This window comes from Pseudomonas sp. 05N431, assembly GCF_056397005.1.
On sequence record NZ_JBFTMN010000001.1, the window covers coordinates 269424 to 282091 of the forward strand.

Sequence of the window (12668 nt, forward strand, 5' to 3'; positions counted from 1 at the left end):
CCGGGCTTTTTAACGTCAGGCGATCACCACGCCTGAACTGGCCAGGTGATCGAGCCCGACCCCGACCAGCGTCACCGAGTCATTACCGAAGCTCAACACGGTATCGGCGCCTACGGCTTTGGCGTAGTCGCGTACGTCGTAGTTTTGCCCCACGCCGTCGACCCCGAGGAAGACCAGCTTGTCGCTGCTCTGGTAGCCGAGGATCTGGTCGTTGCCGAAGTGGCCGCTGAACAGGAAGGTGTTGCTCCCCCCGCCCGACTCCATCAGGTCATTACCGGCACCGCCGACAAACACGTCATTGCCCTTGCCGCCGATCAGATGATCATTGCCGTCCAGGCCAAACAGCCAGTCGCCGGCTGCATGCGCCGTGAGGACGTTGTCGCCCGCATCGCCTTTCACCGATGACTCGTACTGAGTCAGCACATTGCCGGCCAGCAAGCCTTTGTCGGTGACGCTATGAGTCACGTCATCCTTGAGCAAGCCCCAGAGGAACCCCGGCTCTTTGCTGGTCAGGCTGCCAATGTCGCGGGTGATACTGATCCCGCCGTTGGCATCGCGCACGTACAAAGTACCGGCGCCATCGTTGGCAAAATCGAAGTTTTTCACCGACTGCTGCAAGTCCAGTGTGTTGCTGCCCTTGCCGCCCAGCAGGATGTTGTAGCCACCGGCATCCCTGAAGGTGTCGTTGCCGTTGCCGCCCTCAAGATAGTCGTTGCCTTTGCCACCCTGGATCAGGTCGTCGCCGTTACTGCCGATAATGAAGGTGCTGCCCTTGTGGGTTTCGGCGTTGCGGTTGAGGTCCTGAACCCAGGTGTTGCTGCGCGCCGGGTCCGACAGGTTGGCGACGATGATCGTCGAGTCCTTGCTGGTCAGGTCGTAGAACTTCGACTCCAATACCCGGGTCATGCCATCGCCGTAACCGGTGGGCAGATGGGAAATCCAGGTCGGGACGTTGAGGATCGAAAACGGCAACACGTTCCATGCCGCCGAGGCGTAATGGTCGTTGAAGCTGACGATGTTGTTGGTTGCCGAATCCTGATGCGCATCGTGTACGCCGACCGATGCCAGGTTGAACGTTGAACCGTCCAGCGCGCGGAATACCGGATCGTTTTCGTAACCGATGTTGAGCACCTTGTCGGTGCTGCTTTGGGTCGGTGACGCGTAGGCGATGTAGTTGGAATCCTTGTAGAAGCCGTTCCAGTGATCGCCGCTCAGGTCAGCCAGGCTGTTAACTGCCAGTCCGCCGAGGCTGTGGCCGCTGACCAGTACGTCCTTGCCGCTCAGGCCATTGGCGGTGGCAAATACAGCGACATCCTTGAGCAATGAACCAAAGGCTTCACCGGTGTAATTCTTGGCGTAGTCCTTGGGGCCCAGCGCGGCCATCAGGTCGTTGATCACATCGCCGATGGAGTCGCTGATCTGTATTTCACGCGGACCGCTGGTACCGCGAAACGCGATGCCGATTTCCGTGAGATGCCCTTGAGTATCGTACTTGCCGAGGATCTCGACCTGAGCGCTGGTGTAACCGGCTTTCTCGCCGAAGAAGGTTCCCCGCACATCGACCTTGCCGCCATAACCTAACTGGCTGGCGGTGATCGGGGTCCAGCCGGCCTTTTGCACAGCGTCCAGCGCGGCTTTTTCCGAATCGGGGTTCCAGGGAACGCCGGGGATCACCCCTTGCGAGTCGGTGCCGCCGATCAGCGCAGTGACCAGCGTCGCCGGCAGGCCGAGGCCGAAACCATTGTGCTGATAGCCCGTGGCAAAGCCATTGTCGAGGTTGTGATAGGAATACAGCGTGATCGCCAGCGCATCGGAAAACAGCGCCTTGGATTCGGCTGAGTTGTGGTTTTTGTAGTCATAAACACCCATGGTATTGCCTCTCTTTTGTTGAAATTGTTAGAGATAGCTCACGCAGCTGGAACGCCCCGCAGTGCGGAGCGTTCCAGTTAGTGCAATGCCTTGTGCTGCGGTTTAAGCAAATACGATCTCCGCACCAGACAGGTTATTCAGGCCGACACCCACCAGCGTCACCGCGTAGTCGCCGACCTTGAGCAGCGTGTCGTTACCCGATTGCGAAACATGCTGGCTGTAGTCATAGCCCTGCCCCGCGCCTTGAACGCCCATGAACACCAGCTTGTCGCTGCCCTGGTAGCCATTGATGGCGTCGAAGCCGAACGCACCGCTGAACAGGAAAGTGTTGTGGCCGCCGGAGGCATACATGACGTCATTCCCCTCGCCGCCGACGAACGTCACCTGGCTCTTGTCGCTGCGCAGCACATCGTTGCCCTTCAACCCGAACAACCAGTCACCGTCGGCGGTCGCCACCAGCGAATTACCGTAGGCATCGCCATTGAGCGAGTGGTTGTAGTGAGTCAGGTCGGTGCCGGCCAACAAGCCTTTGGCGCTGACGTTGTAGGTAACGTCCTTGTTCAGCAGGCCCCACATGGCGCCCGATTCCTTGCTGACCAGCGCGCCGATGTCGCGGGTGATGCTGATGCCGCCATAGCTGTCGCGCACATACAGCGTGCCGTCACCGTCGTTGGCAAAGGTGAAGTTCTTCAGTGGCTGTTGCAGGTCGAAAACGTTCTGTCCTTTGCCGCCGAGCAGGATGTTGTAGCCACCCGCATCCCTGAAGGTGTCATTGCCGTCGCGGCCTTCGAGGAAGTCATTACCTGTGCCGCCGCGCAGCAAATCGTTGCTGTCGGTGCCGATGATGAAGGTGCTGCCGGTGTGGGTTTCGCCACTGCGGCCCAGGTCTTCGATCCAGGTGCTGGCGCGCAACGACTCCGACAAGGTCGAGACGAGGATCGTCGAGTCCTTGCTGGTGAGGTCGTAGAAGCTCGAGCCGATCACCCGATTCAGGCCGTCGGCATAACCGAGGGAACTGTGGGCCGCCCAGTGTTGCGGGTTGGCAATGCTGAACGGGGTCATCTGGGTGGAGACGTAATGGTCGTTGACGTTGACGATGTTGTTGGTCGCCGACTCCTGGGGCTTGTCGTGCTTGTACAGCGATGAACTGGTGAAGGTGGTGCCGTCGAGCACGCGAAACACCGGGTCGTTTTCGTAACCGATGTTCAACACATGGGTGCCCGCCGAGCTTTGCGTCGGCGAGGCGAAGGTCATGTAGTTGGCGTCCTTGAAGTAGCCGCCCCAGTGGTCGGCACTCAATTCGGCCACGCTGTTGGCGCCCAGACCACCAAGGCTGTGGCCAGTGATCAGCACGTCCTTGGCGTTCAGGCCCTTGGCGCTGGCGAACGCGGCGACGTCCTTGAGCAAGTTATCGAAGGCGCTTTTGGCGTAGTTCTTCGCATAATCCGTCGGGCCGACAGCGGCCAGCAGATTGTTCTTCATGTCACCGTAGGTGTCGCTGTAACCCAAGCCTCCGGTCCCGCGAAACGCGATACCGAGGGAGATCAGCTTGCCCGCCGCATCGTACTTGGCCAGCACTTCGGCTTCGGCACTGGTGAAGCCGTCCTGCTCGCCAAAGAACGTGCCCTGGGCACCGACCTTGCCCTTATAGCCCAATTGTCCGGCGGTGACCGGCGTCCAGCCGCTGGCCAATGGCTTGCCGGTCGGTGTGTAGGCGTACAGCGTCAATGCAATCGCATCGCTGTACAAGGCCTTGCTGGCCTCGCTGCCGAACTTCCTGTAATCAAAAACACCCATTTTCTTGCCTCTTCATTGCTGGTACGTGTTGCGGTTTTTCAAATCAGAACTGCCAGTCGAGCGTCAGCCCGACGCCGTGGGTCTTGTCCCGCGAGCCCAGCAGTCCGTTGTAATCCAGGTTCAGCGAGACATCGCGTGCCAACGCCAGTCCTGCGCGAACGCCGACCACCGCCGCGTTGCGGTCCATGGACACGCTCTGCACGGCAAACGGCGTGCTGCCGGATGCAAACGCGAGGTTTTCCTCGGAGTGGGTATTGCTCAGGTTGTGCTGCCAGCCCAGGGTCCCGGACAGGTCGAGTTGCTGATGCTCGTTGAGCGCCAGACGTTTGCTCGCCCGCAGACCCAGCGTGGAAAGCACCGCGTCACGGTTGTCGTCGCCGCCCTTGAGCGCCGCCGCACCACCCTTCTCGGTGAAACTGTCACTGTCCAAATGCACGTAGGCCAGATTGGCGAACGGCTCCAGGGCCAATGGTTGCAGGTCCAGGCGATAAGCCGCCTCAGTGAACACTTGTGTGGTATGCGCATCGCGCTTGGATTTCTGCTTGGCGCTGACGTCGCCGAACTGCAGGTCGCGTTTGGCGTCGATGCGGTGCCAGCTGTACGCACCGCCGACGCTCAGACGCAGCGCATCCATTTCATGCCCGGCGTACAGACCCAGGTGGTAGCTGTCGACCGTGGCGGAAGAATGGGTGCCATCGCCCATGTTCAGCGAACTGTTGCTGTAACCGGTGACGAAACCCAGACGCGTGTGGTCGGCAATCAAACCGTCGCCCCCGGCCAGCAGACCACTGATGGAGCTGGTGTAGTTGGCATTGTCGTGGCTGCTGTCGGTCTTGCCCCAGGCACCCAGTACTTTGACCCAAGCGTTGTTCTCGTTGCTGTTGGGCGTTGCGGCGTCATAGAGACCGCCATCGCGCAGGCGCTCACCGACGGCATCACGCAGATAGCGCGAGTCGTTGACCAGCAAGGTGCCGATCGCCGGATGAATTTCTCCGGACAATTGCTGGAAGGCTTGCTGCGCGCTCGCCGCGTTCGGCGACAGCAGCAGGCTTTCATACACGGCGTTGCCCGCGCCCAGTTGCTCGGCAGCGGCAGCCACGGAGCGTTGATTCGGGGTTTGCCCGACGCTGGCGAAGGAGTTGCCGTTGCGTTCGATCGCCAATTGCACGCCGGTCGCCGAGTAATCGAGACTGCCACCGATAAACGCGTAGTTCGGCAACACCGCACCGAACTGGCCCTGGATACCGCCGGCCGCTTGCAGGATGTTGTACTGATGACCGATCAGGCTTTTCACGTCGCTGGGGCTCAGCAGCGTCGGACTGTTTTCCAGCGACAGGCTCACGGTCGCGCCCTGGATCGTGGCTGTACCGCCGGCAACGATGCTGTCGCTGCTGGTGGGCGACAGCTCGACGGCATAGGTCGAACCAGGTTCGAAGGTGACATCGCCGGCTACGTGCAAGGTGCCGATCGAGTTGCCTGGTGCGACGGTGCCGCCGCTTTTCGCGGTCAATGCGCCGACCCGCCCGGAGCCACCGAGGATGCCGCTTTCGTTGACCGTGACCGCCGACAGCAACGAACCGTTGACGGCCAGTCGCCCCTGATTCACCAGGGTTGGCCCGGCATACGTGTTGCTGCCGGTCATCACCAGCGTGCCAATGCCCTGCTTGGTCAAACCGCCGTGGCCGGAAATATCGTTGCGCCAGACGTCAAACCCGCAACTGATGTCGTTACAGATCCGCTGCGTTGGTTTGCCGGCATCGATGACCGCACCGATGCCTGGCAGGTCTGCGACAAACTGACCGGAGCCATAGGACCCGGCCACGCGGAATTCCTGCGGAATGTCGGCATCGGCGACAAACATGCCGGGGCCGTCGATGCCCTTGCGCAGGTTGATCATGCCCCAGCCGTACAACGAATCGATGCCCGGTGCGCCCATGTCGGTGGCGGTGGTTTTCAGTACCGTGGCGACCTGCGCACCGGTCATGTACGGGAAGCGCTCCATCAACACCGCGGTGGCGCCGGCAACGTGTGGCGCGGCCATCGAGGTGCCGTTCTTGTTGGCATAGCCCACGGTCAGGTCATCGGCGTTGGTACCGCCGAGCACCGCGCTGTAGATCTTGGTACCCGGTGCCGACACACAAAAGCCTGCGGTATAACCGCAACGCGACGAGAAGGTGCTGATGATGTAGGGATTGGCGCTAGTGGTGTCCGGGTTCATTTGCAGCGCCGCGACCGTGACCCAGTTCGCGGCAATGTCCGGCACGAAGTAGCCCAGGCCGGCTATCGCGTCCGGGTTGTTGAGGTTGTAGTCGTTACCCGCGGCGAAGATGGTCACGATACCGCTGCGCGCCGCGTCGATGGCGCCTCGGTAAGCACCGCCCTGTTTGGTGTTGAGCAGCGGCTGGATCTGATCGAACTGTGCCTGGCCGTCCTGCACGGTGAAGTGTGGGAACGCCGGGTCCTTGCCACCCTTTTTGAAGCGATCGGTGATGCCGATGCCCCAGCTGTTGTTGATGATCCGTGCGCCGCTTTCTCGCAGTCCGTCCCAGCCGGCTTTGTAGACAGCACCGTCATTGCCGAGAATGATCCCGTCTTCAGGTCCCGGGTCGCCGTTGTCGGCACTGATGATTTGCGCGTTGAACGCCACGCCGTGCATCGGGCTGCCATCGCGGCTGCCGGCGGCAATCCCGCCGACGTGAGTACCGTGGTACCCTAGTTTGCCGTCGGAACCTACCGTCGGTGTGCCGTCATAGCGAAAGGCATCTCCGGCTTTGACCGGAATGTAGGGGTCGGTGTATTCGCGGATACCGCTGGTGACCAGCGTCACTACTTTGTCCACGCCGGAAAACTCCGGGTGCTTGGCGTAGACCGGTTGATCGAAGATGCCCAACTTGATGCCTTTGCCGGTGTACCCGGCCGCATAGGCATCCTGGGCGTTGATCGCGCCCAGCCCCCACTCGGCATTGAATTCGGGACTGCGCCAGCTGTTCGGATCGCCGAGCTTGCCGCTTTCCACATAGGGCGCGGCTTGAGCGACCCCGATCGCCGCCAGATAAGCGATAAAGGCCCCATTGAGGGCTTTGGCCTTGCGGCTGATACCGATTTTCACCGGTGTGTTGTTGCGAGACTTGTCTTTCATCCAGCTACCTTCCTTAGTTGACTTGCTTGAATCCCCGCGTGTTTATCCGCACGCATCTTGTTGTGTTGCGCATTTCCCGTAGCAGCGGCCGCAGGCCGCGTTCGGCTGCGAAGCAGTCGTAAATCCATACCCTGCGGTACGTCAGGCTCACCAAGCTGTCCGCATTGGCGAGCGCTGCGCACTCGAACGCAGGCTGCGCCAGCTGCTACAAAAGCTGCGGTGTACACAACCCTGTAGCAGCGGCCGCAGGCCGCGTTCGGCTGCGAAGCAGTCGTAAAACCATGCCTCGCGGTACGCCAGGCTCACCGAGCTGTCCGCATTGGCGAGCGCTGCGCACTCGAACGCCGGCTTCGCCAGCTGCTACAAAAGCTGCGGTGTACACAACCCTGTAGCAGCGACCGCAGGCCGCGTTCGGCTGCGCAGCAGTCGTAAAACCAGACGCTGCGGTGCACCAGGCCCACCAAGCTGTCCGCATTGGCGAGCGCTGCGCACTCGAACGCCGGCTTCGCCAGCTGCTACAAAAGCTGCGGTGCGCCCCCCCCTGTAGCAGCGGCCGCAGGCCGCGTTCGGCTGCGCAGCAGTCGTAAAACCATGCCCTGCGGTGCATCAGGCTCACCGAGTCGTCCGCATCGGCGAGCGCTTCGCACTCGAACGCCGGCTTCGCCAGCTGCTACAAAAGCTGCGGTGCCCCCCCCTTGTAGCAGCGGCCGCAGGCCGCGTTCGGCTGCGCAGCAGTCGTAAAACCATGCCCCGCGGTACGTCAGGCTCACCGAGCCGTCCGCATCGGCGAGCGCTGCGCACTCGAACGCCGGCTTCGCCAGCTGCTACAAAAGCTGCGGTGCCCCCCCCTGTAGCAGCGGCCGCAGGCCGCGTTCGGCTGCGCAGCAGTCGTAAAACCATGCCTCGCGGTACGTCAGGCTCACCGAGCCGTCCGCATTGGCGAGCGCTTCGCACTCGAACGCCTGCTTCGCCAGCTGCTACAAAAGCTGCGGTGTACACAACCCTGTAGCAGCGGCCGCAGGCCGCGTTCGGCTGCGAAGCAGTCGTAAAACCAGACGCTGCGGTGCACCAGGCCCACCAAGCTGTCCGCATTGGCGAGCGCTGCGCACTCGAACGCCGGCTTCGCCAGCTGCTACAAAAGCTGCGGTGCCCCCCCCCTGTAGCAGCGGCCGCAGGCCGCGTTCGGCTGCGCAGCAGTCGTAAAACCATGCCCTGCGGTACGTCAGGCTCACCGAGTCGTCCGCATCGGCGAGCGCTTCGCACTCGAACGCCGGCTTCGCCAGCTGCTACAAAAGCTGCGGTGTACACAACCCTGTAGCAGCGGCCGCAGGCCGCGTTCGGCTGCGAAGCAGTCGTAAAACCATGCCCTGCGGTGCGTCAGGCTCACCGAGTCGTCCGCATCGGCGAGCGCTGCGCACTCAAACGCCGGCTGCGCCAGCTGCTACAAAAGCGGTGGTGTTCTTTAGAACTGCCAATTCAGGCTCAGCCCTACTCCGTGGCTGTTTTCACCGCTGGCCAGGCGGCCGTTGTAATCGAGGTTCAAACGAACGTCCTTGGCCAATGCCAGCCCGGCCTGAACCCCGATCAGCGCCGCGTTGCGGGCCAGTGGTGCGCTTTCGACGGCGAACGTCGGGCCGCCACTGGCAAACGCCAGATGATCTTCCGATCGGGTAGCGCTCAGGTTGTGCTGCCAACCAAGGGTGCCGGCCAGGTCAAGCTGTTGCTGACTGGAAATGCTGATGGTTTTCAGCGCGCGCAGGCCCAACGTGCCGAGCACCGCATCACGCGTGTCGCGGCCACTTTTCAGCGCTGCGGCATCGCCTTTTTCGGTGAAGCCGTCAGTGTCCAGGTGCACATAGGCGAGGTTGGCGAACGGCTCCAGCGCTACTGGCAGCCGGTCTATTCGGTAGGCGGCTTCGGTGAATACTTGCGTGGTGTTGGCGTCGACCTTGGCTTTCTGCTTGGCGCTGACCTCGCCGTAGTGCAGGTCACGCTTGATGTCTGCCCGGTGCCAGCTGTAAGACCCGCCCAGACTCAGACGCAACGCGCCCAGTTCGCGTCCGGCGTAAGCACCCAGGTGATAGCTGTCGACTTGTGCCCGCGAGTGGGTGCCGCTGTCCAGGTTCAGCGAGCTGTCGCTGTAGCCCGTGACGAAACCCAGACGCGTGTCTTCATCGAGCAAACCGTCGACCCCGGCCAGCAAGCCGCCAATCGAGTTGGTCGAGCCCGCCGTGTCGTTGCGTGCATCGGTCTTGCCCCAGGCGCCCAGCGCCTTGACCCAACCGCTGCCGCCAGTTGCCGGATCGGCCTGCAAACGCTCGGTCACCGCATCACGCAGGTAACGGCTGTCGTTGATCAGCAAGGTGTCGAGCGCCGGATAGATTTCCCCGGACAACTGCTGGAACGCCTGTTGCGCAGACGCTGCCGACGGCGACAGCAAGAGGCTTTCGTAAACCGGATTGCCCGTGCCCAATTGTTCGACGACAGCAGCCACGGAACGTTGGTTCGGGGTTTGCCCGACACTGGCGAACGAAGTGCCGTTGCGTTGAATCGCCAGCTGCACACCCGTCGCCGAATAGTCGAGACTGCCGCCGATGAACAGATAGTTCGGCACTACCGCACCGAATTGTCCCTGTATGCCGCCCGCCGCTTGCAGGATGTTGTACTGGTGACCCAGCAGGCTTTCGACCTGTCTGGCACTCAACAATGTCGGACTGTTTTCCAGCGCAAGGCTGACAGTGGCGCCGGTGACGGTCGCCGTGCCGCTGGCGACAATCCGGTCGCTGCTGGTCGGCGACAGCTCCACCGCATAGGTCGAACCGGGTGCCAGCGTCACATTACCGTTGACCTGCAAGGTGCCGATCGAATTGCCCGGCGCGACAGTTGCGCCGCTGTTGGCGATCAATCCACCGACTCGCCCGGAGCCGCCCAGGGTGCCGCTGTCATTGACCGTCACCGCCGAGCTCAGCGCCCCATTGACCGTCAACAGACCGCCATTGACCGTGGTCGCACCGCGATAGCTGTTGTTCCCGGCCAGTATCAACTGACCCGCGCCGGATTTGATCAGGCTGCCTTCATAGAGCCGTGTCGCTGCGGCCGCATCCCGCGCAGTGCCCACCGCGTAATCGGTCTTGTCCTGCTGAGTGGCGTTGGCCGCGACACCGTTTTCCCAGCCTCTGTCTTTCAAGGTCTGTTGCCACGCGCTGTGCTCGATGGCATCTTCGTTCTGACGCTGGATCAGCGCCTTGTCCGAGATGTCGTTACTCCACACATCCCGTTGACCGGCGGCAAGATTGGCGTCGAATGGACCGAGCAATTGCCCCGGCCCTCTCATCGCCCGCGCAAGGTCGGGCACGCCCCAACCGACCCGAGCGGTCGGCGCGTCGGTGATCGAACCGTCAAGCTGGGTCGCAGTCGTCAGCAATACCTGCAAGGCTTGCTGGTTGTTCATGTACGGGTAGCGTTCCATCACCAGCGCCAAGGCACCGGTGGCATGGGGCGCCGCCATCGACGTGCCGTTGTAGCTGGCATAACCGCCACCAACGATGGTGCTGTAGATCTGCGCGCCCGGCGTGCTGATGCACCAGTACTTGGCGATACCGCACTGGTTGTATTTTTGCTGGTTGTTTTTATCCAGCCCCGACACCGCCAGCCAGTGGCCTTCCAGGTCTGGCTCGAAATACGGCAAGCCCGCACGCACGCTGGCGTTGGCGTACCCGCTGTTGCCGGCGCTGAACACGTTGATCACCCCGCGACGCGAGACATCGGCCGCCGCATCGATCCAGGTGTTCTGGTTCCAGTGTTGGGCATAGGCGGCGTGCAGGCTCTCGATCGTCTTGTAGTCGACATCCTTGGGCTGGCTGCCCCAACTGTTGTTGATCACCCGCACGCCGGCATCGGCCAAGGCATCATAGGCCGCCTTGAAATACTTCAGATCGGGACCGGGGCCAAAGAGGAAGCTGTCGTTCTGATTGGTATTGGCGACGTACACATCTGCGTTGAACGCCACGCCGTGCATGCCGACACCGTCACGCGCGGCGCCCATGGTGCCGGTGACGTGAGTGCCGTGGGAGTCGTTGTTGGCGTTGTGATTGCCGCTGACACTGAACGGCGTGCCATTGACGTATGTACCGCTGGCGGTGACTGCGTGAAAACGTGCAGCTTCGGGATGATTCGGATCAAAACCCGAGTCCAGCGCGCCGATCTTCACCCCTTTGCCGGTGAATCCTGCGGCATAGGCTTCATTCGCCTTCAGGCGATCCAGCCCCCAGTCGCGCTGATACTCAGTGGTGCGCCAACTGGCGGGATCGCCCACTTGCCCCGGATCAAGATAAGCCGCATGAACTGCAGCAGGCAGCGCGGCGACGAGCAACAGCAATGAGCCGGTGGTGATCGGCTGGGCACGATTACGACGTACGTCCGTGTTCATAAATACTCGCTTTCCTGGCGTTTTTGGATTTGTAGTCCCCCTATCGGGGGCGGTGTATCGGTGTCGCGTTTATCGGGTCGTCTTGCGCGGCCCGAAGGCTTCATCGACCTTGGCCAGGTCCTCCTCGCGCAAGTTGCCGGCGTAGTAATGCAACTTGGTCCAGGCCATTAGGTAGTCATAACGGGCCTGGGCCAGATCACGGCGTGTGGTGTAGAGCTGCTGTTCGGCGTTCAGCGCATCAAGGTTGACCCGCTCGCCACCGAGGATGCTTTGCCTGGTCGAGACCACCAGCGCTTCGGCCGACGTCAGGGCCTTTTGATAGGCGCGCAGCTTGCTGACCCCTGACAGGCAGGCACTGAACTGGCGACGCAGCTCGATCAGGGTTTCGCGGGTTTTCGAGTCCAGGTCGTATTCGGCCTGCTCCATCGAGCGACTGGCCTGACGCGTCGATGCCGACACCCCGCCGCCGGCATACAACGGCACGCTGATCTCGATACCGATGGTGTTGGTGTCGTAACGCTGGTTGTAGGTGTTGCCGCTTTCCGACTCGTTCTTGCGTGCTGTCGCGTAGGCGCTGACCCTGGGCAGGTGACCGGCGCGATTGCGCTCCACTTCGAATCGCGCCACTTCCACCGCCTGACGCTGGGAAGCCAGGTTCGGGTTGTTGCTCAGTGCGAGCTCATGCCAGGTGTCGAAATTGGCCGGTTGCAAGGTGAACGACTCAAAAGACTCGCTCAACGGCTCGAGGTCCTTGATATCAATATCCCGCGTGCCGATCAGCGCGCCCAGCTCACGCAAGGAAGCGTCTTGCTCGTCGCGGGCCTCGATCTCTTCGGCGGTCGCCAGTTCGTAACGCGATTCCGCTTCGAGAATATCGGTACGGGTGCCCTCGCCCTGACGGAACATCTGTTCGTTCTGCTGGAACTGTTGTTCGAAGGCTTTTTTCTTCGCTTGCGCGATGTCAATCTGATCCTGGGCAAACAGCGCCTGGGTGTAAAAGGTCAGCACCCGGACCAGCAGCTCCTGGCTCTTGCCGCGAAAGTTTTCATCGGCGAACAGCGATTGCGCCACGCCCTTGCGATACGCCGCGTACGCCTCGTAGTCGAACAGCGGCTGTTGCAGGGTGAAGGTCGAGCCGTAGCTGTCGTAGTTGCGGTTTTCGGTCTGGTTGCGGCGGCGCTCGTCCAGGGAAGTGGCCTTGGAATTATTGCGGCCCTTGTTGTAGTTGTACGACAGTTTTGGCAGCAGGCCGGCGCGACCAATCGTGCGATTTTCAAGGCCGGCGTCACGCTCCTTGATGGCGCCGAGGAATATCGGATCATTGCGCAGCGCCTGTTCGTAAACTTCAAATGGCCCCATGGCGTAAACGTTGGTGCAGACCAGCAATGCAATAGCGGTCCCGAGAATGGAATGCTTGCTCATACGACGGGACAT

Annotated in this window: 5 protein-coding genes; all 5 read right to left on the reverse strand. The window is 61.6% G+C overall.

Features of this window, described 5'->3' with window-relative positions:
• Window positions 1-15: 15 nt before the first annotated feature.
• Window positions 16-1869, reverse strand: a complete 1854-nt coding sequence (locus AC1DIG_RS01210) for a polyurethane esterase (RefSeq protein ID WP_477765777.1) — start codon at window positions 1867-1869, stop codon at window positions 16-18.
• Between the two features lie 102 nt (window positions 1870-1971).
• Complete coding sequence (locus AC1DIG_RS01215) at window positions 1972-3666, reverse strand: polyurethane esterase (protein WP_477765778.1); 1695 nt, start codon at window positions 3664-3666, stop codon at window positions 1972-1974.
• A 43-nt stretch (window positions 3667-3709) separates the two neighbouring features.
• Window positions 3710-6805 carry an autotransporter domain-containing protein gene (locus AC1DIG_RS01220; protein WP_477765779.1) on the reverse strand — a complete coding sequence of 1032 codons (3096 nt, stop codon included), beginning with the start codon at window positions 6803-6805 and terminating at the stop codon, window positions 3710-3712.
• Window positions 6806-8267: 1462 nt separating this feature from the next.
• The gene (eprS, locus tag AC1DIG_RS01225) at window positions 8268-11234 is read right to left on the reverse strand and encodes an autotransporter serine peptidase EprS (protein ID WP_477765780.1); all 2967 of its coding nucleotides are present in this window, start codon (window positions 11232-11234) and stop codon (window positions 8268-8270) included.
• Window positions 11235-11303: 69 nt separating this feature from the next.
• Entirely contained in the window at window positions 11304-12668 is a 1365-nt protein-coding gene (locus tag AC1DIG_RS01230; RefSeq protein WP_477765781.1) for a TolC family outer membrane protein, read from the reverse strand.